Origin of the sequence: Rhodococcus sp. NPDC049939 (assembly GCF_040656415.1) — a bacterium.
Lineage (GTDB): Bacteria > Actinomycetota > Actinomycetes > Mycobacteriales > Mycobacteriaceae > Rhodococcus_F.
This window is the reverse complement of record NZ_JBFAMC010000003.1, coordinates 326,319-351,136: the sequence shown is the minus strand read 5'-3', so window position 1 is coordinate 351,136 and position 24,818 is coordinate 326,319. Positions and strand designations below refer to the sequence as shown.

At 63.5% G+C, this 24,818-nt stretch carries 24 protein-coding genes; 8 read left to right on the top strand and 16 right to left on the bottom strand.

The annotated features are described in order from the left end of the window. Positions 1-3: 3 nt before the first annotated feature. From purL to purS, 6 genes are all read right to left on the bottom strand, one after another. A complete protein-coding gene (purL, locus tag AB0I57_RS13840) occupies positions 4-2,280 on the bottom strand; it encodes a phosphoribosylformylglycinamidine synthase subunit PurL (RefSeq protein WP_358335820.1) in 2,277 nt (758 codons plus the stop codon). Between the two features lie 127 nt (positions 2,281-2,407). After that, a complete protein-coding gene (locus tag AB0I57_RS13835) occupies positions 2,408-3,739 on the bottom strand; it encodes a DUF4185 domain-containing protein (RefSeq protein WP_358335817.1) in 1,332 nt (443 codons plus the stop codon). 194 nt (positions 3,740-3,933) lie between these two features. Beyond that, positions 3,934-5,217: a M18 family aminopeptidase gene (locus AB0I57_RS13830; protein ID WP_358335814.1), complete on the bottom strand. Its 1,284-nt coding sequence runs from the start codon at positions 5,215-5,217 to the stop codon at positions 3,934-3,936. A gap of 29 nt (positions 5,218-5,246) precedes the next feature. Next, positions 5,247-5,600: a VOC family protein gene (locus AB0I57_RS13825; protein WP_358335812.1), complete on the bottom strand. Its 354-nt coding sequence runs from the start codon at positions 5,598-5,600 to the stop codon at positions 5,247-5,249. Positions 5,601-5,707: 107 nt separating this feature from the next. Beyond that, positions 5,708-6,385, bottom strand: coding sequence for a phosphoribosylformylglycinamidine synthase subunit PurQ (gene purQ / locus AB0I57_RS13820; RefSeq protein WP_358335809.1), 678 nt, complete (start codon positions 6,383-6,385; stop codon positions 5,708-5,710). Next, entirely contained in the window at positions 6,382-6,621 is a 240-nt protein-coding gene (gene purS, locus AB0I57_RS13815) for a phosphoribosylformylglycinamidine synthase subunit PurS (protein WP_070380942.1), read from the bottom strand. Before purS ends, purQ begins: the two co-directional genes overlap by 4 nt. 131 nt (positions 6,622-6,752) lie before the next feature. Between purS and AB0I57_RS13810 the strand changes: the two genes are divergently transcribed. Next, the gene (locus tag AB0I57_RS13810; protein ID WP_358335806.1) at positions 6,753-7,400 is read left to right on the top strand and encodes an MBL fold metallo-hydrolase; all 648 of its coding nucleotides are present in this window, start codon (positions 6,753-6,755) and stop codon (positions 7,398-7,400) included. A gap of 16 nt (positions 7,401-7,416) precedes the next feature. Here AB0I57_RS13810 and AB0I57_RS13805 read toward each other — a convergent pair whose 3' ends face one another. The 3 genes from AB0I57_RS13805 to AB0I57_RS13795 form a co-directional block, all read right to left on the bottom strand. Beyond that, positions 7,417-8,121: a DUF2334 domain-containing protein gene (locus tag AB0I57_RS13805; protein ID WP_358335803.1), complete on the bottom strand. Its 705-nt coding sequence runs from the start codon at positions 8,119-8,121 to the stop codon at positions 7,417-7,419. Positions 8,122-8,203: 82 nt separating this feature from the next. Continuing rightward, positions 8,204-8,698: a glutathione peroxidase gene (locus tag AB0I57_RS13800; RefSeq protein WP_358335800.1), complete on the bottom strand. Its 495-nt coding sequence runs from the start codon at positions 8,696-8,698 to the stop codon at positions 8,204-8,206. A gap of 84 nt (positions 8,699-8,782) precedes the next feature. Beyond that, entirely contained in the window at positions 8,783-10,165 is a 1,383-nt protein-coding gene (locus tag AB0I57_RS13795) for a cation:dicarboxylase symporter family transporter (protein ID WP_358335798.1), read from the bottom strand. 164 nt (positions 10,166-10,329) lie between these two features. On the opposite strand from AB0I57_RS13795, the gene AB0I57_RS13790 reads away from it, so the two are divergent. From AB0I57_RS13790 to AB0I57_RS13780, 3 genes are all read left to right on the top strand, one after another. Next, positions 10,330-11,889, top strand: a complete 1,560-nt coding sequence (locus AB0I57_RS13790; RefSeq protein ID WP_358335796.1) for a sensor histidine kinase — start codon at positions 10,330-10,332, stop codon at positions 11,887-11,889. After that, on the top strand, positions 11,886-12,575 hold the full coding sequence (locus AB0I57_RS13785) for a response regulator (RefSeq protein ID WP_358335793.1): 690 nt from the start codon (positions 11,886-11,888) through the stop codon (positions 12,573-12,575). The genes AB0I57_RS13790 and AB0I57_RS13785 overlap by 4 nt, the downstream gene beginning before the upstream one ends. A 191-nt stretch (positions 12,576-12,766) precedes the next feature. After that, positions 12,767-12,940 carry a hypothetical protein gene (locus AB0I57_RS13780; protein ID WP_358335790.1) on the top strand — a complete coding sequence of 58 codons (174 nt, stop codon included), beginning with the start codon at positions 12,767-12,769 and terminating at the stop codon, positions 12,938-12,940. Positions 12,941-13,042: 102 nt separating this feature from the next. Here the strand turns inward: AB0I57_RS13780 and AB0I57_RS13775 are convergent, their stop codons facing one another. After that, positions 13,043-15,169 (bottom strand): S9 family peptidase, encoded by a 2,127-nt coding sequence (locus AB0I57_RS13775; protein WP_358335787.1) that lies wholly within the window; start codon positions 15,167-15,169, stop codon positions 13,043-13,045. Positions 15,170-15,171: 2 nt separating this feature from the next. Then, a complete protein-coding gene (locus AB0I57_RS13770) occupies positions 15,172-16,056 on the bottom strand; it encodes a phosphoribosylaminoimidazolesuccinocarboxamide synthase (RefSeq protein ID WP_358335784.1) in 885 nt (294 codons plus the stop codon). Between the two features lie 132 nt (positions 16,057-16,188). Here AB0I57_RS13770 and AB0I57_RS13765 point away from each other — a divergent pair, with 132 nt between their 5' ends. Both AB0I57_RS13765 and AB0I57_RS13760 read left to right on the top strand, forming a co-directional pair. After that, positions 16,189-17,637 carry an MFS transporter gene (locus tag AB0I57_RS13765; RefSeq protein ID WP_358335781.1) on the top strand — a complete coding sequence of 483 codons (1,449 nt, stop codon included), beginning with the start codon at positions 16,189-16,191 and terminating at the stop codon, positions 17,635-17,637. Between the two features lie 140 nt (positions 17,638-17,777). Further along, positions 17,778-18,653: an alpha/beta hydrolase gene (locus tag AB0I57_RS13760; protein ID WP_358335778.1), complete on the top strand. Its 876-nt coding sequence runs from the start codon at positions 17,778-17,780 to the stop codon at positions 18,651-18,653. 145 nt (positions 18,654-18,798) lie between these two features. Here the strand turns inward: AB0I57_RS13760 and AB0I57_RS13755 are convergent, their stop codons facing one another. The 3 genes from AB0I57_RS13755 to AB0I57_RS13745 are packed head-to-tail and all read right to left on the bottom strand — an operon-like array spanning position 18,799 to position 20,937. Beyond that, the gene (locus AB0I57_RS13755) at positions 18,799-19,596 is read right to left on the bottom strand and encodes an ABC transporter permease (RefSeq protein WP_358336432.1); all 798 of its coding nucleotides are present in this window, start codon (positions 19,594-19,596) and stop codon (positions 18,799-18,801) included. Continuing rightward, a complete protein-coding gene (locus tag AB0I57_RS13750; protein ID WP_358336430.1) occupies positions 19,574-20,392 on the bottom strand; it encodes an ATP-binding cassette domain-containing protein in 819 nt (272 codons plus the stop codon). The genes AB0I57_RS13755 and AB0I57_RS13750 overlap by 23 nt, the downstream gene beginning before the upstream one ends. Positions 20,393-20,427: 35 nt before the next feature. Then, complete coding sequence (locus AB0I57_RS13745; protein ID WP_358335775.1) at positions 20,428-20,937, bottom strand: MarR family transcriptional regulator; 510 nt, start codon at positions 20,935-20,937, stop codon at positions 20,428-20,430. Between the two features lie 111 nt (positions 20,938-21,048). Here AB0I57_RS13745 and AB0I57_RS13740 point away from each other — a divergent pair, with 111 nt between their 5' ends. Then, positions 21,049-21,810: an NRDE family protein gene (locus AB0I57_RS13740; protein WP_358335772.1), complete on the top strand. Its 762-nt coding sequence runs from the start codon at positions 21,049-21,051 to the stop codon at positions 21,808-21,810. Between the two features lies 1 nt (position 21,811). Here AB0I57_RS13740 and AB0I57_RS13735 read toward each other — a convergent pair whose 3' ends face one another. Then, on the bottom strand, positions 21,812-22,228 hold the full coding sequence (locus AB0I57_RS13735) for an HIT domain-containing protein (RefSeq protein ID WP_358335770.1): 417 nt from the start codon (positions 22,226-22,228) through the stop codon (positions 21,812-21,814). Between the two features lie 31 nt (positions 22,229-22,259). Beyond that, positions 22,260-23,105 (bottom strand): hypothetical protein, encoded by an 846-nt coding sequence (locus AB0I57_RS13730; RefSeq protein ID WP_358335767.1) that lies wholly within the window; start codon positions 23,103-23,105, stop codon positions 22,260-22,262. A 406-nt stretch (positions 23,106-23,511) separates the two neighbouring features. On the opposite strand from AB0I57_RS13730, the gene AB0I57_RS13725 reads away from it, so the two are divergent. Beyond that, positions 23,512-24,606, top strand: a complete 1,095-nt coding sequence (locus tag AB0I57_RS13725) for a beta-propeller fold lactonase family protein (protein WP_358335764.1) — start codon at positions 23,512-23,514, stop codon at positions 24,604-24,606. Positions 24,607-24,818: the final 212 nt, after the last annotated feature.

Below are 24,818 nucleotides of genomic sequence, written 5' to 3'. Positions count from 1 at the left end.
CCATCACCCGAATAGTGCCGGTAGTGTTCCCTCGAAGGTCTCACGCAACTGTGTCAATGTAACCGAGAACTGTCCCTGTACCTCGACGGAATCGGAACCTTCGTCGACCACACCGATGCGTACCCATGGAAGGCCGCGGGCCGTACACATCCCGGTGAATCGGGTTTCCTCTGTCCGCGGAACAGCGACGAGCACACGGCCCGTCGACTCCGAGAACAGTGTGACAAACGGGTCGGCGCCGTCGGGAAGCAGTATGCGACAACCGGTCTCACCTGCAAGCGCAGCCTCCACTACCGCCTGAGCGAGCCCCCCTTCGGACAGGTCGTGGGCGGCTGAAACCAGGCCGTCTCGCGACGCGGCGAGGAGGATGTCGGCCAGCAGTTGCTCTCGCTCGAGGTCCACCTTCGGCGGCACTCCGCCGAGGTGCCCGTGCTCGACCTGAGACCAGATCGAGCCGTCGAACTCGTCGTGTGTATCGCCGAGGAGGATCAGCGTCTCGCCCGGCTCGAGGCCTAGGCCGGTAGGGATGCGCCTGTGCACATCGTCGATGACCCCGAGCACGGCCACCACCGGGGTGGGCAGGATCGCGGTGGAACCGGTCTGGTTGTAGAAGCTGACGTTACCGCCGGTGACGGGGATGCCGAGCTTCGCACAACCGTCCGCCAGACCGCGGACGGCCTGCTGGAACTGCCACATCACGCCCGGATCCTCCGGCGAACCGAAGTTGAGACAGTTGCTGACGGCCTTCGGGGTTGCCCCGGTGACAGCGACGTTGCGGAACGCCTCGGCGAGTGCGAGTTGCGCGCCGGTGTAGGGATCGAGGGACGTGTAGCGACCGGACGCATCGGTGGCGAGTGCAATTCCGCGACCGGTCTTTTCGTCGACACGGATCACACCGGAGTCGGCGTTCTCGGCGAGGACCGTGTTGCCGCGCACGTAACGGTCGTACTGCTCAGTGATCCACTTGCGGCTACAAAGCGCCGGAGAAGCAAGCATCTTCAGCAGAGTCGCCTTCAACTCCTCCGCTGACTCGGGGCGTGTCAAACCCGCGGTGGTGTTCGTTATCAGGGCGTCCTGGCTCTCCGGACGCTGGACCGGCCGCTCGTACACAGGACCCTCGTGGGCGACGGTGCGTGGCGGAACGTCGACAACGGTCTCGCCATGCCAGGAGATCGTCAGGCGCTCACCGTCGGTGACCTCTCCGATCACGGTGGCGAGGACGTCCCACTTCTTGCAGACCTCCATGAACGCGTCGACGTTCTCAGGCGCGACAACAGCGCACATGCGCTCCTGCGACTCGCTGGAAAGCACCTCGGCGGGGGTCATTCCGGTGGCACGCATCGGAACCTGCTCGAGGTTGATGTGCATTCCGCCGTCACCGGCCGCGGCCAGCTCCGACGTGGCGCAGGACAGGCCGGCACCGCCGAGGTCCTGGATGCCGACCACGAGCTTGGCCGAGTACAGCTCGAGGCAACACTCGATGAGTACCTTCTCGGTGAACGGGTCACCGACCTGCACAGCCGGGAGTTTCTTGCGTCCCTGCGCCTCGTCGAACGTCTCCGAGGCCAGCACGGAAACACCGCCGATGCCGTCGAGGCCGGTGCGGGCGCCGAACAGGATGATCTTGTTGCCCGCTCCTGACGCGAATGCCAGGTGTAGGTCCTCGACCCGCATCGCGCCGGCGCACAGCGCGTTAACCAGGGGGTTGCCCGCGTAGGACTCGTCGAACACAGTCTCGCCACCGACGTTGGGCAGACCGAGGGAGTTGCCGTAGCCGCCGATGCCGCGGACCACGCCGTCGACGACCCGACGGGTGTCGGGGGCATCCGCCGCGCCGAAGCGCAGTTGGTCCATGACTGCGATGGGTCGCGCGCCCATGGCCATGATGTCGCGGACGATGCCGCCGACACCCGTGGCCGCTCCCTGGTAGGGCTCGACGTATGACGGGTGGTTGTGGCTCTCGACCTTGAAGGTGACCGCCCAGCCGTCGCCGATGTCGACCACACCCGCGTTCTCACCGATCCCGGCGAGCATCGACGAGCGCATCTCGTCCGTCGTGGTTTCGCCGAAGTACCTCAGGTGCACCTTGGACGACTTGTAGGAGCAGTGTTCACTCCACATCACCGAGTACATCGCGAGCTCGGCGTCGGTGGGTCGACGACCCAGTATCTCCTTGATGCGGGCGTACTCGTCGTCCTTGAGGCCGAGTTCCTTGAAGGGCTGTGCGACTTCAGGAGTAGCGGCTGCGGCGCTGACGGTATCGACCGGGTGTGCTGACACTGGAGGTGGAGTCCCTTTCCTGCGGGAGTCGAAACGGCACGCCCTGGTGATGGCGTGCCGTTCGCCAGTCTATCCGGCGGCCCGCCCACGTACGGACTGGCCGCAGTCGATCAGCTGCGTCGGCCGATCACTGTTCGTCCGGGTATTCGATCTTCAGCAGCTGCGCCTCGCCGGTCGTCGCGGGGTCCGGCCGGTCAATCTTGTCGGTCGACGCCATCTGCAGACCGTCGAGGTCAGTGCGCATGTAGATAACGTTGTAGCGGTCCCAGGTGGTGGCCACGAAATAGAGGTATTGCCCGCTCGACCAGGGATGCATGAAGCCGCCGTAGAGCGACGGAACCAGATGCCCGCTCAGAATGGTCTGGGTCCCACTCCACGGGCCTTCGAGGCGGTCCGCCTGCCGGATCACTAGCGAGTTCGAGGCGTCGGTGTACATCGCCACGTACTTGTTCAGATAGCCGTTCCACTGGACACCCAGCTCGCTGACTGGCGATTTGATCACCGGTACCGCGAGCTTCAGGTCAGGGGTCCAATCTTCGCCGTCCCAGTACTCGTACGCGTTCAGGTCGCGGATCTGCGGACCGAGAACCCGGGCGAGCAGCGCGCTACCCTGTCGGCCTGACGGGGTACCGAACTCGTAGACGTAGCCGTCGTCGCCGTGGACGAAGGCGCTCTGCTGGAAGTTCGAGTTGCCGGGGGTGACCGCCGCGATTCCCGGAATGTCGATGCCCTCGATGTTGGCGCGGACGGTCGTGGGCTCCAAGACCCAGTTCTCGCCGTTGTCGATCGAGGACGCGATGGCCGAATAGTTGGTGGTCCAGTAACCCGGCTGGTCCCAGGACTTCACCGACATGAACCGGACGTACTGCACGCCGTCCACCGCGATGCCCGCGGTGGGAATGGTCGTGAACTCACCCGGGATGCCGAAACCGGGGATGATCTCCTTCGAGTTGTTCGGCCCGTTCAGCGGTGAACTGTCGATGCGCATGCCGTCGGACAAGTCCATATCGGAGCTGCGGAAGAGCACGTTGCTGCGCCAATCGTCGCCGGGGGCATCGCAGTCGCCGACGGTGTCACCGAAGGCCATCAGCACGTCATTCTGACCCACGGCGTTGCCGTTGTCCCACATGATGCCCAGGTCGGTGCCCGAGACGTTGAAGCGTTTGATGGTGTCGTTCGGGCTGCCCGGACCGGTGACCATCTCAATCGCCTTGGTCCTGCCGGTCAGTTGAGGGACGCCGCCGTCCGGAGGGCCGATGATCCACGGCATCGCCGCGGCCAGCACGCGGAGACTGCCGCTGGAACCACTGCTGCCGCTCGAACCACTGCTGCCGCTCGAACCACTGCTGCCGCTGGAACTTCCCGATCCGCCCTGACCGCAAGGTCCGCCCGCTGCCGAGGCAGGCGCGACCGCCGACGCCGAGAGGGTGATTGCGACCACAGCCGCAGACAACGTCACAGGCCAAGACAATTTCGGTGGGCGCACAGGCAAGGTCCTCTCGGGGTTCGACAAATGGGACAGAAGAAAGCCAGGCCCAGCCTGGCACGAACAATCAGTTACTGTAGTGTCTGATGTGACAATTGTTATTAACTGTCAACAGCATCGGGCACACTTGATGCCCGTCCTCCTCGGCGAGCACGGGCCGAGCCATGCTAGTCCAGCGGCGCCAGAAAGGCCGCAAGGGCATCGGAGTATGCCCGTATGTCACGGGCGCCCATGAGTTCCCTCGACGAGTGCATCCCCAGCTGGGCAGCCCCGACATCGACGGTGCTCAACCCGGTTCGCGACGCGGTGATCGGACCGATGGTGGATCCGCACGGCAAGTCAGCCCGGTGTACGTACTTCTGCAGAGGCACCCCCGCCTGGTCACAGGCCAAAGCGAACGCGCCTGTTCCGGCCGCGTCGGTGGCGTATCGCAGGTTCTGGTTGACCTTGAGTACCGGCCCGCCATTGATGGCGATCCGGTGGGTGGGCTCGTGCCGGTCCGGGTAGTTGGGGTGAGTTGCGTGCGCCATGTCGCCGGACGCACACACCGACCCCGCCATGGCTTGCAGAAATTCTTCTCGTCCACCGCCGCGCCCGAGGACGATCCTCTCGAGAACCGTGTTCAGCAGATCCGAGAATGCCCCGCGATCCGACATGCTGCCCACTTCCTCATGGTCGAACAGCACGAGGACTGGGGCGTGGACGCCCGGATTCTCGGCGGCCGCAAGCAATGCCAGGGTTCCCGCGTAGCAGGTTCCCTGGTTGTCGAGCCTCGGAGCGCTGACCAGGTCCTGTTCAGCTCCGACCAGCGCGCTGGGTGCAAGGTCGTGGGTCATCAGCTCCCACCCGAGCACCGAGTCGGCCGGCACCTCTGCGTGACCTGCCACGAAGTCGATGAACGACCGCCGCTCGGTCCCGACACCCCATATCGCGTTGAGGTGGCGTTGCGGGTCCAGATGCACACCCTTGCGGTCCTCGGAAAGGTGGATGGCCAGTTGCGGCACCCGCAGAATCGGTTGGTCGATCCGGACCAGCTTCTGCTCCACCTTGTTGCCGACCCGCACACTGAGCCGACCCGAGATACCGAGGTCGCGGTCGAGCCACGAGTTGAGCCAGGCGCCTCCGTACGGTTCCAGGCTCACCATCTGCCATCCGGCCGACGTCAGATCCGGATGCTGCTTGACACGCAGGTTCGGACTGTCCGTATGCGCACCGACGATACGGAACGGCGCTGTCCGACCGACGTGTTCAGTACTCCACGCGATGAGCGATCCGCCGCGTACCACGAAGTAGCGTCCAGGTTCCCCCGGCCACGAATCCGTTTCCTGCAGCTCGGTGAACCCGTTGCCGCTGAGCGACATCGCCACCGTCGCGCACACGTGGAACGGCGACGGTGACGCGTCGATGAAGGTACACAGTCCCTGGGCGTCGGCCCACGTTGTGGAAGGCATGGCGCCAATCATGCCTTCCTCGTGACTGTCTAAGCCTCGTGACCCGCGATACAGAACTGGTTACCGTCCGGATCGGCGAGCGTGACCCAGCGGAAACCGTTCATATCGTGCTGATCGACCATGCTCGCGCCGTCCGAGGTCAGTCTGGTCACCTCGCCGTCGAGGTCGTCGGACCCCAGATCGAGATGGACGCGATTCTTTCCCGGGGTGGGGCTGTCGACCTTCTGGAACGCAAGTTTCTGCGGAGACTTCGGAAGGCCGACGACACAGAACCAACCCTCATTCTCCTGCTCGATCGTGCCGCCCATCTGCTTCGCCCACCAAGCCGCGAGCGACCTGGGATCCGTTGTATCGAACGTGATCATGCCGAGTGTGATTGCCATGCCTGCACCGTAGAGATGGCCACCGACACACTTCGGCCAGAGCCCGATGCGTCAGGCGGTGATCACCCCGCCTGCGTGGTCAGGCGGTGATCACCCCGCCTGCGTGGTCAGGCGGTGATCACACTGTCGAGGACGGAGTAGAACATGCCGAGTCCGTCGTCACTGGGGCCCGTGAGCGCCTCCGTGGAATGCTCGGGATGCGGCATGAGGCCCACGATTCGGCCATCGGCTGACGCGATACCGGCGATGCCACGCTGTGAACCGTTGAGATTGTCGCCCGCATACCGAAACACCACGCGGCCGTCGCCCTCGAGTTCATCGAGGACATCCTCCGAGGCCTGGTAACGGCCCTCACCCGACTTGAGTGGGATGAGGATCTCAGCACCCGGCTCGTAGCGGGACGTCCACGCCGTAGAGGTCGACTCGACCTTCAGCCATTCGTCGCGGCAAATGAAATGCAGGCCCTGGTTGCGGGTGAGTGCGCCGGGCAGGAGGCCTGCTTCGCACAGAATCTGAAACCCGTTGCAGATGCCCAAGATCGGCATACCACCCCGCGCCGCCTGAATGACTTTCCCCATGACGGGAGCGAATCGAGCGATAGCGCCCGCACGCAGATAGTCGCCGTAAGAGAAGCCGCCGGGCACGATGACAGCGTCCACACCCTCGAGGTCGGCGTCGCCGTGCCAGAGGCTGACGGCCTCGCCGCCGGCGAGGCTCACCGCTCGTGCGGCGTCGACGTCATCGAGTGTGCCGGGGAAAGTGATAACTCCGACGCGGGCGCTCATGCCTCGACTCGCCTGACGGTCCAGTCCTCGATCACGGTATTCGCCAGCAGTGCCTCAGCGATCTTCTCGAGTTGAGCGTCGTCGACGCTGCCGTCGACCTCGAGCTCGAACCTCTTGCCCTGACGGACATCGGAAACTCCAGCGAAGCCGAGGCGGGGCAGCGCTCCAGCAATGGCCTGGCCCTGAGGGTCGAGAATCTCGGCCTTGGGCATGACTTCGACGACGACACGCGCCACGTGCTCTCCTCGGTAGTTGTACGCGAGCCCAGAGCGGAGCACCGGGCACCCGGAAGTTTACCGGGCTGGCCGACTGACCTCCTCATCGGACGAGCGGGACGAGGCATGCACACAAGCGCATACTCGAATACATGAGACTGACTCACTTCGGCCACAGTTGCGTTCTCGTCGAGTTGAACGGATCGACAATTCTCATCGATCCCGGCAACTTCTCCCACGGATTCGAGGGCATCACCGGCCTGGACGCGATCCTTGTCACGCACCAGCATGCCGACCATGTCGACCAGGAGCGACTACCCGCACTCGTCGAGGCGAACCCTGAGGCAGCGCTCTACTCGGACCCGCAGACCGCTGCCCAACTCGGTGGTGCGTGGCGGGCAGTGCACGCCGGCGACGAATTCGACGTCGGCAATGTGCACATAACTGGAACCGGAGGGACGCACGCTGTGATCCATCCCGACATCCCGGTAATCGACAACACGGCATTTCTGCTCGGCGACGCCACTGACCCCGCACAGCTCATGCATCCGGGCGACTCACTGTTCGTCCCCGAGCAGAAGGTTGACGTCCTCGCACTGCCCGCGGCAGCTCCGTGGATGAAGATGTCCGAGACCATCGATTACCTGCGCGCCGTAGCACCACGAGTGGCGGTGCCCATCCACCAAGCCATCATCGCGAACGAGGCCACCGGGATCTTCTACGCCCGCTTCGCCGACATGGCGGGTAGCGGAACCGACTTTCGCACCATGCCAGAAGAGTCGAGCATCGAGGTCGCCTGATCACAGCTCGCGGTACTCATGCGACGCCGATACGCGGGCTTCGAGGCTTCCAGCGATAAACCGTCGGCTGCGCACCGTGGTGGAGTGCGAGGTCGACGGCATCGAGCAGAGCCTGCCGGGGGCCGGAGGTTCCCAGCTGTTTGGCGGTGATCGAGAGGCGCACTATTCCTCCGCGCCGGGCAGTCCGCCCGGCGGCGAGTACGAGTGTCCTGCACCACCACGGTTCGGTACGAGATCCCCCACCGATACTCAGCACGCGTGAACGAACCGACGTCTCACGCGTGAGGTCGTGTATGGCCGTCATCCCGGCCAGCAACCGGAAGCCCACGGACGGAAGTGCCGCAACCGCGCCCGGCGATGCCACCCAGCGCGGCGGGGCGAACAGTCGCGTGCGCAGACCGACCTGCTCCATGACACGATCGGCCGCGAGCAGACGCAGTCGCGCCTCGTGCTCGGGCAGCGCCGCAAACTCGGCCCGCCGACGCTTCGTTGCCGCCTGGTCGTATCCGTGCAAGAGGACGGCGTCACCCAGAGACCGACGCGTCCGAAGCCAATTCTGAGTCGCCGGGTCCCTCACCAGTCGATATTTGTCCTTCATGCGCGGGGCAACGAGCAACGACAGCGGCACTCCGCGCGAGTCCATCTCCTCGGCCATCGACGCCGCGAACTCACGCGTCTCGTCCCTGATGCCTGACACAGAAACGATCAGTTGTCCGGTCATGAACCCACTCTCACCGAAACACGTGAACGAGGACCCAACCCAGGTGGTCGCCGTGGGAAATTCTGCCCGGCGGGGCAACCATCTACCGAGGCAGAACGGCCTCGATCGCGGCGATGACCTCCGGAGCATCAGGTTCGGTGCGGGGACGGAACCGGTTCACGACGGTGCCGTCAGGAGCGACGAGGAACTTCTCGAAGTTCCATTGAATGTCGCCCGCCGCACCCTCGCTGTCCGTTGCCTTGGTCAACTCGCCGTACAACGGATGCCGATTCTCGCCGTTCACCTCGATCTTCTCGAGCAACGGGAATGTGACCCCGTAGCTCGTGGAGCAGAAGGTCGCGATCTCCTCCGCAGTGCCTGGCTCCTGCCCCATGAACTGGTTACACGGAATCCCGACCACGGTCAGTCCACGGTCGGCGTAGTCGGTGGCCAGCTTCTCCAGGCCTTTGTATTGGGGAGTGAGCCCACACTTCGAGGCGACGTTCACCACGAGCACGGCGCGGCCGTCGTACTCGCCGAGTGAAGTCGGCTTGCCATCGAGGGTGTTGATGCCGATGTTCTGCAAAGGAGTGGTCATGCGGACCAACCTAACCAACGAGCCGCCGTACGCCCAAGGTTGCGAATCGCCAGTGCGCCCACGGCTTGCTCGGGACAGTAGTTGTCAAACCTTCGTGAGTACACGCCTGGCGTCCGCGACGGTGGCATCGACCGCCGACCCTTCGGAGACCTCACCGTGGTCGTCATCGACCATGGTCTCCTCGTCGAACGGCAGCTTGCCGTCCAGAACGATGCGGACACGTTCTTTGTCGACGGTATCGGTCCAGGAGCCGACGAGAAGGGCGGCAACGGCATTGCCGGAGAAGTTCGTAACCGCGCGGGCCTCGGACATGAACCGGTCGATACCGACGATGAGGCCGACACCGTCGAGTAGCTCCGGGCGGTGACTCTGCAGCCCGCCGGCGAGGGTGGCGAGACCGGCGCCGGTGACTCCGGCAGCGCCCTTGGATGCGATGATCATGAACACCAGCAGCGAGAGCTGTTCACCGAAGGACAGCGGCCTGCCCATCGCGTCCGCAATGAAGATCGACGCCATGGTCAGATAGATCGCGGTGCCATCGAGGTTGAACGAGTAGCCGGTAGGAACGACCACGCCGACGGTGGTGCGCTCGACGCCGACGTGCTCCATCTTCGCAATCAGCCGGGGCAGGGCCGATTCGGACGAAGACGTGGCGAAGATCAGCAGGTACTCGCGAGCCAGGTACTTCACCAGCTTGAAGATCGAGACACCTGCTACGGCACGGAGGACCGCTCCGAGTACTCCGAACACGAAGATCAGGCAGGTCAGGTAGAAGCCCAGCATGAGAGTCGCGAGCTGGACCACAGCGGAAAGACCGGTCTGCCCGACAACATTGGCGATCGCACCGAAGGCACCGATCGGCGCCAGCCAGAGAATCATCGACAAGATCTTGAACACGAGTTTCTGGACGTAGCCGACACCTCTCAGGATCGGTTCACCCTGTATGCCCAGGGCCTGCACGCCGAAGCCGACGAGCAAGGCGACGAACAGTGTCTGCAGAACGCTGCCCGCGGTCAGCGAAGACAGCAATGAGGTCGGGATTATCGACGAGATGAAGTCGACGGTGCCACCGGCGCCATGAGCTTCCTCTGCCAGTTGCGCACCGCTTCCTGCGACGTCCGCATCGATGTTCAGTCCGGAACCGGGCTGAAGCAGGTTTCCCACCAGAAGCCCTATGCCGAGGGCAACGGTGGACATACCGATGAAGTAAGTCAACGCGAGCCCGCCGACCTTGCCGACCTTGGCTGCAGCCTTCACCGATCCGACGCCCAGCACGATCGTGCAGAAGATCACCGGGCTGATCATCATCTTGATCAGGTCCACGAACATGGTGCCGAGCACGCCGACCGACCTGCCGACCCCGGGCGCGAGCCAGCCTACGAGGATCCCGGCGACCACAGCGACGATGACCCCGATGTACAACCAGTGGGTCCTGTCCTGTCTTTTCTTCGCTGTGGCACTGATCATAGAGTCCTCCTCGAGTCCGAATGGCAAGCTGATCGGCGAGCCGGGTAGTGACCGCGATCACGTCTCGGGGAATCTTGCAGGCGATCGGTGGGCTCGAGAAGTTTGTGTTCATTTCGTTCAGGAGAACTGCAGTGCCCAACCATCCGACTAGATGGCCCACGAGCATGGCCGGGCAGCTCTTTCTCCTACAACTCGTCGTATTGATACTGGTCATCGGGGCGGGGACGGCACTTGCCGTGATCGATCAGCGCCACGAGAACGATGAGTCCGCCGAGCGTGCAGTGACGACTGTCGCGACGACACTCGCGCTTTCGAACAGCACAGTCGAGGGTCTGCGGGCCCCCGATCCGACTGCGGTCCTGCAGCCCGAGACAGAGCGAATCCGTCTCGCTACCGGCATCGATTTCATCGTGGTGATGACACCCGCAGCCGTCCGGTACACCCACACCAATCCACAGTTGATCGGCGGCACTTTCTTGGGCAACACCGTACGTGCGCTCGCCGGAGAGACATTCACCGAGACGTACACCGGCTCGCTCGGCCCGTCGGTCCGGGCGGTCACGCCGGTCTACGACGACAGCCGGATCGTCGGCCTGGTCTCAGCGGGAGTCACTCGCGAGAAGATCGGCTACCAGTTCGTCAGGAGTCTGCCGACCATTTTCTCGGTAGCCGCGATCGGGCTGGCGGTATCGGCGCTCGGAGCGTTCATGCTGAGCCGGCGCCTGCGCAGTCAGACGCTGGGTATGGCGCCCGACGAACTGCGTCGAATGTACGAGCATCACGACGCTGTTCTCCACTCGATCGGTGAGGGCCTGGTGGTAATCGGCCGCGACACCGGTGATTACGCGGAAGCCGAAGTCGTCAACGACGAGGCTCGGCGGCTGCTCGACCTCCCCGAAGGCCCGATCCGGCTGTCTGCACTACCCGAATCACTGCGACACGCACGCGCAGGTGACTCTCGGGACGAAACGCACCTGACCGCCGACCGCGTACTGCTGGTCAGCCGAGAGCCAGTCGAACGGAACGGCCATCACGTCGGTACCGTGCTGACGTTGCGCGATCGCACCGAGCTACAAAGCATCATGGGCGAACTCGATTCCATGCGTGGATTCGCGGAATCACTCCGGTCGCAGGCTCACGAATCCGCAAACCGCCTGCACACGATTATCACGATGGTGGAACTGGGCCGCTATGAGGACGCGGTCGCGTTCGCGACCGAAGATCTGCGGTTGTCGCAGGAACTGATCGACCGGCTCATGGCGGCCGTGCACGAGCCCGCGCTCGCCGCACTTCTACTCGGCAAGGTCGAAGCGGCCGCCGAACGCGGAGTCGACCTGACAGTCACCGACGACACCGCCCTAGGTCCTGTAGCGCAACCCAGTGCGCGTGAACTCGTAACGCTGGTAGGCAATCTCGTGGACAACGCCATTGATGCGGCCCACGTTGCAACCGATTCCCCATGCGACGACGCATGGGTGGAAGTGACTGTTCGAGAAGAAAGCTCGATGATGGTGGTCCGCGTGGCGGACAGCGGACGCGGCTTCCCAAACCGAAATCTCGACAAGTTTGCCGCTAGAGGCTATTCGACGAAATCCGGTTCGCGCGGACTGGGACTGGCGCTCGTTGCGCAGGTGGTGGCCCGGCACAGTGGAACGATCCGTAACGAGCCGTCACCGTGGTCGACGGTCGTCGTCGAGATTCCCCTCGAGGGAGCGACGTCGTGATCCGGGTGATGATCGTCGAAGACGAACCACTGATCGCCGAAGCCCATCGCGCCTATATCGAACGGGTACCAGGGTTTTCCGTGCACACCGTCGTCCACGACGGGAGCGGAGCCATCCGCACGGTCGCGGCCGCAAGCGGCAGCGACGTCCCGATCGACTTGGTCCTGCTCGACATCGGATTGCCGGACGCCAGCGGACTCGACGTCGCCGCGGCACTGAGTGCGATTCGGCCGAGCCCCGACGTCATCGCCGTGACATCGGCCCGCGACCTGGAGATCGTCCGGACAGCAGTGACGCGGGGAGTCGCGCTGTATCTGCTGAAACCATTCACATTCGCCGCGTTCCGCGACAAACTCGAACGTTACCGAGAATTTCGCGATGCATTACCTGCCGACGGTAACGCACTGAGCCAGTACGATATCGACCGCGCGATATCAGCACTTCGCACTTTCGACGAACGCGCAGTATCGCCGAAAGGTGTTGCACCACAGACACTCGACAACGTTTCGAATTGCATCCGCGTGGCGGAAGGACCGATGACGGCGGCCGAGGTGGCCGCTGCCGTCGGTGTCTCGCGGGTCACTGCCTGGCGGTACCTCGAACGGCTCGCCGACGCCGGCGTCCTTGCCCGGCACACCGAGTATGGCCGTGCAGGCAGGCCGAAGATCAGGTACACGATCCGCTGACTACCGCCCACCGGTTCCGTTTGCGTTGCCTACGGACCCACTCCAAGGGTGGAATCTGCACATCGACATCGCCACCCCTAGGAAGGTGACACTCGCAGTGAACATGCCCAGGGTTGTGATCGACGTCACATCGGTGTTCGATTGAAGTGAGCCACCGATGGCTCGAATTCACTCACACAAGGATCTTCGCAATGTCTAGGAAAATCGCCACCTCACTCGCGGCGATCGCAATGGCCCTGTCCTTCAGCACCCTAGCCGCTCCTACGGCCTCAGCCGCACCTGCGGAGGCCACCCCGGCCGTGGGTTCGCTTGCGATCTGCTTCAGCGTGCCGGTGGGATCGCTCTTCGTCGGCTTCTGCGTCTGAACCCGCTGAGTCAGCACGTCGTCTCACGCTGCGAACTCGCTTCGCCGCAGCGGTAATTGACGCCGATATAGAACTTTCTGTGCGGGGCACCATGGTGCCCCGTCAGCTGATCGTGTCGAGCACCCACGCGAATTCGAACGCTACTTCCTTCCATTTCTCGTAGCGTCCGCTCACTCCACCGTGTCCTGCGCTCATCTCGGTCTTGAGGAGCAATGGTTCGTCGCCGGTCTTGGTGGCACGAAGCTTCGCGACCCACTTGGCCGGCTCCACGTAGAGCACCCTCGTGTCGTTGATGCTGGTGATCGCCAGTATGGCTGGGTAGCGTTTGGCCTCGACATTTTCGTACGGGCTGTACGAGCGCATGTACTCGTAAACCTCGGGACTCTCCAATGGATTGCCCCACTCGTCCCACTCGATGACGGTCAGCGGCAGTGACGGGTCGAGGATCGAGGTGAGCGGGTCGACGAACGGCACGTTGGCGAGGATGCCTGCGAACAGTTCGGGAGCCAGATTCGCCACTGCACCCACCAGCAGGCCACCGGCGCTGCCACCGTCGGCGATCATCTGCTGCGCCGTGGTGCGGTCAGTTTCGATCAAGTGGCGTGCGCACGCGACGAAGTCGGTGAAAGTGTTCTTCTTCGTGAGGGTCTTGCCGCTCTCGTACCAGTGTCTGCCCATCTCGCCGCCCCCGCGCACATGCGCGACCACGAACACGACTCCGCGATCGAGCAGCGAGAGCCGCGCGACGGAGAAGGCGGGGTCCATGCTCGCCTCGTACGAGCCGTACCCGTAGAGCAGTAGTGGGGCAGGACCGTTGGCACGATCCGACTTCCGTCGCACGATGGACAGCGGAATCCTGGTCCCGTCCTCAGCGGTGGCCCAGTCCCGCTGCTGCTCGTAGTTGTTCGCATCGAAGTCGCCGAGCACGGGTTGCGACTTACGTAGTGCAAGTTCACCCGTCGCCGGCACATAGTCGTACACCTGGCCGGGGGTGATGAAAGACGTGAAGGCCATCCGTAGCGTCGGCTGCCGCCATTCGGGATTGGCGCCGAGGCCGACGCTGAACAGTTCCTCGTCGAATTCGATCTCCGTCAACTCGCCGTAGCCATCCGCGGTGAGCGGCCAGATCGCGAGCCGAGTCAGCGCTTCGCGGCGGTAGCTGAGCACCAAGTGATCGGCGAACGCGTCGACCTCCTCCAAGCGGACATCGGACTTGTGTGCGATCAACGTCGTCAGTGATGCCGGATTCGAGACAGGCGCCTCGGCGAGGACGAAGTTCTCCGCCTTCTCACCGTCGACCGTATCGTTGTGCAGGATCAGAAAGCGATCTTCCCCTGCTACCACCGCGTGCTCGACCGTGTATTCGACGCCCTCCCGTCGAGGCATCACTACTCGGAACTCGCCCTCGGGGTCGTCCGATTCCAGTACCCACCCTTCGGTGGTGATCTTCGACCCCACCCAGATCATGAGGTACTTCTTGCTCCTTGTGGACCCCACCGATACCCAGAACCGCTCATCCGGTTCGTGGAACACCGAGATGTCGTTCGCGCGGTCCGTGCCGAGTTCGTGCCGCCACACGGTGTCTGGACGCCAGGACTCGTCCACCGTCAGGTAGAAGACGTGATTGTGGTCGATGGCCCACGTAACGCCGGGCGCAGTGCCGGTGATCTCGTCGGGTAGGAGTTCACCGGTCTCGAGGTTCTTGAAGCGAAGCGTGTAGCGCTCGTCGCCGACCACGTCCACCGAATAGGCGAGCAATGTGCCGTCATGACTGAGCGCGAAGGCACCCATGGAGAAGAAGTCGTGGCCCTCTGCCTCCGCGTTTCCGTCGATCAGGATCTGCTCACCCGGGAGCTCGACACCCGGAGTCAACTCCGGTGGAGTCCAGTCCTCCGAGTCGGTGATCGGCGCCCGGCATTGCACGCCGTACTGTTTGCCCTCGATGGTGCGCGCGAAGTACCACCAGTCGCCCATCCTGGTGGGTACCGACATGTCGGTTTCCTGAGTGCGAGACTTGATCTCCTGGAAGATCTGATCCCGCATCGGTTCGAGGTGCGCGGTCTCCTGCTCTGTGTAGGCATTCTCAGCCTCGAGATACGCGATCACTTCGGCGTCGTCTTTGTCACGCAACCATTCGTACTCGTCGACGAAGGTGTGACCGTGATGAACGCGTTCGCTCGGAACGGTCTTCGCCACGGGAGGGGTGAGCCCAGAGCTTTCAGCCGTCATGTCTATCCCAACCACTCGTCGAACGACTGTCCCGACAGTCTTTCGTAGGCCTCGATGTAGCGGTCTCGTGTCGCTGCCACGATCTCTGCCGGCAGAGGCGGAGGTGGGGTGTTCGAAGCCCGATCCCAGCCGGATTCCGGGCTGGTGAGCCAGTTGCGGACGAACTGTTTGTCGAAGCTCGGCTGAACCTTGCCTGCCTCGTAGCCCTCTATAGGCCAGTACCGCGAGGAGTCGGGCGTGAGGACTTCGTCGGCCAGCACCAGATTTCCGTCCTGGTCCAGGCCGAACTCGAGCTTGGTGTCAGCCAGGATGATGCCGTGGTCGGCCGCGAAGTTGGAGGCCCGGCCGTAGATGTCGAGAGTGTCATTGCGCAGTTTGACGGCCAGGTCCTGACCCACCTTCCCGACAACTGCGTCGAACGTGATGTTCTCGTCATGTGCGCCGACGTCCGCCTTGCTGGCAGGGGTGAAGATCGGGTCGGGTAGCTGGCTCGCCTCCACCAAACCTGCGGGCAATTCGACTCCACAGACCGCGCCGGACTCCTCGTAATCGATCAGCCCCGACCCGGTGAGGTACCCACGAGCGACGCACTCGATCGGAATCATGTCCAGCTTGCGGACCACCAGTGCGCGACCGAGCACAGCCTCGGGGATCCGGCTGTCGTCGGGCTCCCCCGCCAGGTGGTTGTTGGCGTCAAGGATGCCGAAGAACAGGACGCTCATTGCAGTGAGCACGCGCCCCTTGTCCGGAATGGGCGTACTGAGGACGTGGTCGTATGCGGAGATCCGGTCGCTCGCAACCAACAGCAGGTGCTCGTCGTCGATTGTGTAGAGATCGCGGACCTTTCCACCGGCCAGATGGGGATATGAATCGAGTGAGGGGCGCACGGTGAACCAGCCTATCGCTCAGGCGGGCTGTGGCGGGACGGGCACCGATCGGCGCCCGGAATAGCGCAGACATTGATTTAGTTAGCTTAGGAAGGGAGTTTGTGATGTGGACGACCACGCGACGGGAGCATCATGGCGGTGAAAACGGCCAAGGCCAGAATCGGCTTACGCTCGGACCGCGGGCCCGTCCTCGTGTCGCTCATGCTGGCAATGGCTCTGGTCGCGCTCGATTCGACGATCATCTCGACCTCGGTGTACATCATCGCCGGCGAACTCGGTGGATTTGCGCAGTTCCCGTGGTTGTTCTCGATCTACTTACTTACCCAGGCCATTTCGGTGCCGATTTACGGCAAGTTGGCGGATATCTTCGGCCGCAAACCGATGATGCTGCTCGGCATCGCTGTATTCAGTATGGGTTCCATGTTGTGTGGGTTTGCGTGGAGCATGCCCGCCTTGATCGCTTTCCGGGCACTGCAAGGCCTGGGCGGCGGGGCCCTGCAACCGATGAGCCTGACCATCGCCGGAGACATCTACTCGCCCACGGAACGCCCGAAGGCCCAGGCCTACCTGTCCAGTGTCTGGGCCATATCTTCGGTGATCGGCCCGACCGTCGGTGGCATGTTCTCCGAGTACCTGTCATGGCGGTTGATCTTCTTCGTCAATATCCCTGTCTGCTTTCTCGCAGCGGTGATGTTGATTCGCAGCTTCAATGAGAAGCCGGTGCGGGTGCAAAGGTCGATCGACTACGCCGGCGCGGCCATTCTGGCCGCCGGCACCACGCTGATCATCCTGGGCCTACTGTCAGGTGGACACGAGTGGGCGTGGAGTTCGCCGACCAGTCTCGGGATCTTCGCGGCGGGCGGCGTCTTCCTGGTCCTGTTCGTGTTGGTTGAACGGCGCGCAACCGAGCCGATTCTGCCGCTGTGGGTACTCACCCGGCGCGTTCTCGTGGCGAGCACCCTCTGCTCGCTTCTCGTCGGCGCAATCGTGCTCGGCCTGACCACATATGTCCCGACCTTCTCGCAGGGTGTGATCGGTACCGGTGCTGTGACCGCGGGCTTCGCTGTTGCCACGCTGACGATCGGCTGGCCCCTCGTCGCAGGGCAAGCCGGACGGGTCTACCTTCGCTTGGGATTCCGCTTCGCCGCCACCGTGGGAAGTCTGATCATCGTGACCGGCGCTGCACTCACCTTGTCGCTATCCTTCGAATCGCCGGTGTGGCACGCAGCGATATTCTGCTTCGTCATCGGCTGCGGCCTCGGACTGGTGGCGAGCCCGACCTTGATCGCCGCACAGTCGAGCGTGGGCTGGTCGGAACGAGGTGTCGTGACGTCCACCAACATGTTCGGCCGGGCCATCGGCAGCGCGATGGGTGTTGCCCTGTTCGGCGCGCTCGTCAACACCCGACTCGGAGGCGCCGACAACCCCGCACCCGCACCCCTGGCCGGGGCCTTGCACCTGGTGTTCGTGGCCATCCTGGGTGCGGCCGTCATGCTCGTTCTCGCTTCGGCGTCTATGCCGAAGTTCCCCCCGAAGCCCGACTCGGTGTCGATCGCGCCGGTGTCAGAGAGTTCACACTGACCAGTCGAGTTCACGTGGAAGGACCCGAGTTCACACGGACGGAAGAGTCGTTTCGTGGAACGTTCACGCAGGGCTAGGTGATACATCCATACCATTTATGTTATATGTTCGTACCATCAAAACTGGTTGAAGGGACGTTCATGGCAAAGATCGGACAGTTCAAGAATGACCGCGCTCGTGAGCAGTACTTGCGCGCATACGACGAACTCGAGAAGTTGTGGCCGGCCGCGCTGCCGACCACAGAACTCGAGGTCGAGACATCGTTCGGGACGACTCATGTACGCAGGTGTGGAAGCGGGCAAGGCGTCCCCCTGGTGCTGATCCATCCCATCTCCGGAAACAGCCTCGGCTGGCACCGGTTCATCGAGGAACTTGCCGGCGATCGAGTCGTCTACGCGCTCGACACCATCGGAACAGCAGGCAAGAGCGTCCAGACCGCGCCGATGACGACCGGTGCCGACTACGCAACGTGGGTCGACGACGTTCTGACGGGCCTCGGACTGGAACGGGTTCACCTGCTCGGCTACTCGGAAGGCGCATGGCACGGGGCGCTTGTCGGAGCCGGCATCTCTCACCGTCTCGCGAGCTTGACTCTGGGTGAGCCCGGCGCAGCCGTTTCCCAGGTTCGAAAGAGCATCTTGTTCAAGATGCTCTGGCTGGCAATCCGGCCGACCGACAAGAACTTCGCGAAGTTCAACGCGTGGTTGTCGCCCGGTCTGGTCCTGACCGATTCGGAGACGAGATGCGCGAAAGCCTCCCTGGGCTATCGTCGTCGAACACCCTGGCAGTCACCGCTGACAGACGCCGAGTTGCAGTCCATCAAGACTCCGACCTACGCGTTCTTCGGATCCGAAACAGTCCTGGCGGATCCCGAAACGGGGGCAAAGCGGATATCGGACAACGTCCCCCACGCCGAGACCGAGATATTCCCCGGAGGCGGGCACAGTTTGCTGTGGCAGATGCCGGAGACCGTGGTGCCCAGAATCATGCGCTTCATCCGCTCACACGACAAGTAGATTGCCGTTCGAAGCAGGGCCATTAGGGGCCAACGTGATTGAGAAAGCAGGACTTACCGAATTCCGGACTCGAGGTCATGACGGAATGTTCATCGCATTTGCAGTTCGTCGAATCGTGACTCTGTAGATGCCACTGCTCGAGAACCTACCGAGACAGCCTGCCCAGAAGCAACGAGGCAAGCGCGATACCGAGCACCGCCGCCACGGCAAGCACCCCGAAGTCCACCCAATAGTTGGTGGGCTGACCGATCAACAGACCCCGCAGCGCGGACACCTCGTAACTCAATGGATTCATGTGGCTGACCACCTGCAACCAGCCTGGCATGACATCCACCGGGTACAGCGCGTTCGACGCGAAGAACAGCGGCATGGTGATGGCCTGACCGATTCCCATCAGCCGGTCGCGCTTGAGCACCACCCCTGCGATGGCAACCGACAGGCAGGAGAAGAACGCGGCACCCAGCACCACAGCGACGACCACGGCCAACAGACGCAACGGATTCCATGTCATACCGACGCCGAGCAGCGCTGCCACGATCACGACGACAACAGCCTGCGACACCGCACGGATGCCCGCCGCGAAGGCTTTGCCCGTCACCAAAGCGGCGCGGGGAGTGGGGGTGACGAGAAGTTTGGTCAGCACCCCTGCGTCCCGTTCCCAGATGATCTGGATGCCGTAGAAGATGGCGATGAAAAGGGCTGACTGGGCGATGATTCCCGGCGCGAGGTAGTCGAGATAAGGCACGTCGCCGGTCGGAATGGCACGAATGCGGGTGAAGGTTTCACCGAATATGACGAGCCAGAGGATCGGCTGAATTGCTCGGGTCATCAACTCCGATCGGTCATGGCGAAGCCTTTGCAACTCGACCAGACAGAACGTGGCGATACGTGACAGCAGACGGGCACCTCGGGTCGATGCATCAACCCAGACGTCGTGCGACATTGCGGGTGCTACGGACACTGCGCAGCCCTCCCTTCTCCGACTCGATGAGGCTGTCACCGGTGAAGTGACGGAAGACGTCTTCGAGCGTCGAATTCGGTCCGAGTTCGGCCACGAGTCCAGGCGGCGAACCGAGTGCCCGTAACTTGCCCCGGTGCATCAACGCAACCCGATCACACAGCGCCTCGGCTTCTTCCATGTAGTGAGTGGTGAGCAACACCGTCACCCCGTACTGCTCCTGCATGTCGGTGACCCGGGCCCACACCGACTCCCGCGCGACCGGGTCGAGGCCAACCGTCGGTTCGTCGAGAACCAGCAACGACGGACGGTTGACCAACGCCTGCGCGAGTTCGAGGCGCCGGACCATGCCGCCCGAGAAACTGGACGCGAGCCGGTCGGCGACGTCGCCGAGGTCGACCATCTCGAGCACCTCGTTCACCCGACTGCGCCGCTCCGATCGAGGCACGTCGTACAGCCGCGCGAACCAGGTGACGTTCTCGCGTGCGGTCAGCGCGCCTTCGATCGACAACTGTTGGGGCACATAGCCGAGCAGTCGGCGTACCGCCATGGACTGTGTGCGCACGTCCTTCCCGAAGACGCGCACGTGACCGTCCTGCAACGGAAGCAGGGTAGTGAGCAGCCTGATGGTCGTGGTCTTTCCCGCCCCGTTCGGGCCGAGTAGTCCGAAGCACTCCCCCGCCTCGATCACGAGGCTCAGATCCTCCACCGCCGTGAAGTCGCCGAAGCGGTAGGTCACGTTCGACAACGACAGTGCATCCTGCGGCGAACCCGAGTGCATCAACTGCCGTGACCGATTGCCGCGGTGCTGAAACCTCATATTCCGACCTCCTGTGACATTGATTGCCCGGCGTCGTCCTGGTCCGGATGAAGTGCGTCGGCAAGACGTGTAATCGCGGGAATGGCGGATTCGATGGCGGCCCGATCCTCGGGACTCAAATTGGCGAAGGCTGCTTCGACCTCCACATTGCGACGGTCACGCCAGTGTTCAACTCGCGAACGCGCCGCGGCGGTCAACGCGAGTCTTGCGATCCGACGGTCGTACTCGTCCTGCACGCGTTCGACGAGTCCCGCATCGATGAGTTGGCGCACAAGCGTAGAGACAGTGTTCGCCGCGAGACCCAAACCTGCTGCCGCCTCGGCGACCGAGGTCCCCGGCCGACGCCGGAGCAACCGCACCAACTCCATTTGAGATTCGGTCAACGGGGTTTCCGTCCAGGGCTGACCCACTCTTCGCCGGGTATGCCGCCGCAGCAGTCCGATTGCGGCGAAGAGTTGCTCGCCTGGTGGCATCTTCGAGTGGTCGAAAGTCTCTGCCTGTGCCATGCCAATCAATATAACTCTGTTTCAGAGGTAATACGAGGGCGACTAAGCTCGTAAGTCCTAAGCCGTGTCCGGATAGCGGTCCGGGCAGCCGAGTTCACCGAGGGGATGTTCATGTGCCTGGTTCTGTTCGCCTGGCATACCCGTCCCGATCTTCCCCTCGTGATCGCAGCCAACCGCGACGAGTTCTACGCCCGTCCCACCGAACCACTCCAACGCTGGGACGACGGTTTCCTGGCCGGTCGCGACCTGCTCGCCGGGGGAACTTGGATGGGCATTACCGACAGCCTCCGATTCGCGGCCGTCACCAACGTCCGTGACGGCGACCTCACCCAAGGACCCCGCTCTCGGGGCGCATTGCCCGTCGAGTATCTCCGCGCCCAGTCGTCCCCCGCCGACTATGCCGCGCAGCTCACCGCTACCGGCGCCGACTACGGCAGTTTCAACCTTCTCGTCGGCGATCGCGACGAGTTGTGGTGGACCACCAATCGGCCGAGCGGTCGCCGTCAGCGAGTCGAACCAGGAATCCACGGACTGTCCAATGCCGAACTCGATACCCCGTGGCCGAAAGTTACCGGTGGTACGAGTGCCCTCGCCGCCGCACTCGACGCGGACGACGGCACCGTCGACTCGGATCCTGAGGCGTACTTCGAGGTGCTCGCCGATGCCGAACCCGCGCCGTGGGAGGCGCTACCCGACACCGGCGTCGGACCGGAACTCGAACGCGCACTGTCGTCCCGGTTCATTCGCCACTACGCCTACGGGACACGCGCCAGCACCCTGCTGAGGGTCCGGTCGGATGGCACCTACGACATCACCGAGCGCCGCTTCGACGAGAACGGGTCGACCGGCGAGATCCGATTTCCGAAAGGGTGAGTCAGGTGAGGGACGAGCGGATGACGCCCGCCATCTGATCGAGCGAAATCCGGCTCGGCGAACTAGGTGCTCCGCGTAGCCCGAACCCGTCGCCCACCTTCCGCGGGACCACGTGCAGGTGCACGTGGAAGACCTCTTGGCCGGCCACCACCCCATCGGCCAGGAAGAAGTTGATCCCCTCCGCTGCAACGGCGCTCTCCCGTAACGCCGCCGCCACCCGCTGACCCACCTGGAACAGGCGGCCACCGTCGACGGGATCCAACTCGGCCAGGTTCGCCGCGTGCGTCTTCGGGACCACGAGCAGGTGCCCGCGAGTAAACGGGCGGATGTCCATGAAGGCGATGGTGTGCGCATCGTCGTGCACGACGCTCGACTCGGCCTGGCCCGCAATGATGGAACAGAAGACGCAGTGGCTCATGCTGGACGATGGTATTCGGCGGGCAAGCAGTTCAGAGACCGAACAGTTCAGAGACCACGGCGACGAGCAAGACCCCGCAGATGATCCAGTTGGACGTGGCATGGGCCGCGGCCGCCGTCGTTACCGCGGAGGCCTGGAGTGCGGCTTGCTGCCCCCGCGGCCGCCGACTCTCCTTAAGGACGCTGACCTCCCAGTCCAGGCGACGTTGCCGATTGCGTGCCCGAACCTCGGATCGGAGCATCTGGATGCGGTCCCATTCTTCTGGGTCGTACGGGGCACCGACAGGCAGCGGAGGACAAGCCTCCTCGGCAGGGGGCGGCACGTCCCGCAGGGCATCGATCTCCGAACGGTGACGCCGTACCGAACGCAAGTACACCCACTCGAAGTAGAACCCGCTGATCACGAGAGCAAGCCCGGCCGCCACCGGTATACCCATCGTCAGATGGATCAGGCCGAAGGTGACCTGCTTCCGAATCCGACGACCGGCGGTCCACCCTTCGGCACCGGCACGGAACATGCGCTCCTCATTAACGGCGAAAAGGGGAATCAGCAACGTCACGCCCAGGGGGATGGCGACCGCGAGCAACATCCAGCCGATGCCATCCTTGCCTGTCTGACCGAGCGCTACGTTGCCGCTTCCGCCAAGGGCAATCCACCAGCCGAACCTCGTGAACGGCACGAAGGTGGTCAGCGCCCAAAAGGTCGTGCCCACCAGAGTGAGCTGCGCGATCGCCCCCGGCACCATCCACCAACGTATCGCTCGCACAGTCCCCACGTAATCGGCGCGGTGTACAGAGTTGCGAGCCAACCGCCGGACCCACAACGCCAACGATGTGATCACAAACAGCAGAACGATCGCGGAAAAGATATCCCCCACGTATTTCTCTTGCCTCCCACATATGCGCCGATCCCGTCGAAAATTGGACTCGGCCGTTCTCTCGGGGGAAGAGAGTCACACACGGCACCGACAAACCGGGCGGAGACAGGGCGACACCAGGGAGGGTCGGCTGCAGTCCTGTGGACGCGACGAGGTGCCGCGGACGCCGCCGGGGTCAGCCCGGAGTCGCCCTCACGAAGGCCAACCCTCGCGGCCGGCACAACTCCCCGGCCGTCTTGTTCACTAGGTTGTCGTGCCGGGGGGCGCTCAGTGAGTGCGTCGGCGAGTCTGAGGCGAAATCGGGATATCCGTTGTTAGCCTCTGACGGGCTGGTGATCGGAAACTGATTGCGAGCCAGTGTCGCTACAAGGTCGATCCGTTTGTTCTTCTGGGCCAGGAGAGAAATGTGAATCACCACAGTAGTTTCCGCCGGTACCCCACGTTTCGGGCACGTGTTCGGCGTCTGGTACTCGGGCTGACAGCCACTGTCGCGATGGTGCTGGGTATGGCCGGTGTGGGGACATCTGCAGCAGAGGCGGACACCGTCATCGCCACCATCCCGGTCGGAATCGACCCGTTCGGGGTGGCGATCACCCCGGACGGGGCTTTCGCCTACGTCGCCAACGCTGGTGCCAACACGGTGGATGTGATCGACACCGCCACCAACATGGTGGTCGCCACCATCCCGGTCGGGGCCGAACCGGTCGGGGTGGCGATCACCCCGGACGGGGCTTTCGCCTACCTCACCAACTTCGGTGCCGGCACGGTGGATGTGATCGACACCAGCACCAACATGGTGGTCGCCAACATCCCGGTCGGACTCGCTCCGGTCTTTGTGGCGATCACCCCGGACGGCGCCTTCGCCTACGTCACCAACTTCGGGGCTGGCGGCACGGTGGATGTGATCAACACCGCCACCAACATGTTGGTCGCCACCGTCCCGGTCGGACTCGCCCCGTTCGGGGTGGCGATCACCCCGGACGGGGCCTTCGCCTACGTCACCAACTTCGGGGCTGGCGGCACGGTGGATGTGATCAACACCGCCACCAACATGGTGGTCGCCACCGTCCCGGTCGGACTCGCCCCGTTCGGGGTGGCGATCACCCCGAACGGGGCCTTCGCCTACATCACCAATTCTGGTGCCAACACGGTGTCGGTGATCGACACCAGCACCAACATGGTGGTCGCCACTATCCCGGTCGGAGTCAACCCGGAGGGGGTGGCGATCACCCCCAACGGAACCCGCGCCTACGTCACCAACGCCGTCGACGGCACGGTGTCGGTGATCGACACCGCCACCAACACGGTGATCGAGATCGTCCCGGTCGGGAACGACCCTCGCGGGCTGGCGATCACCCCGGACGGGGCCTTCGCCTACGTCACCAACAACAATGCCGACACGGTGTCGGTAATCGCCATCGACCAGTGCCTCGGCTCGCTGTGCCTTGACCTCGGCTCGCTCACCGGAAGCGGATCCGGGGCTGGCAGCGCCTTCAGCTGACACTCGCACAGCGCACGCCGATGATGCCATCACCGGTGACCGTACCGGTGGTGGCGTCATCCGGTTCGTCCACGCGCATGAGCGGCGAAACAGGGCTCTGGGTACGGTCCCGGCGCTCGATCCAGCCTCGTGTGCGTTGCGACCGTGGACGTTCCGGCGTGTCCGAGATCGAGATAGCTATCTGATGGTTAACATCTGATGGGCTGCCGGTG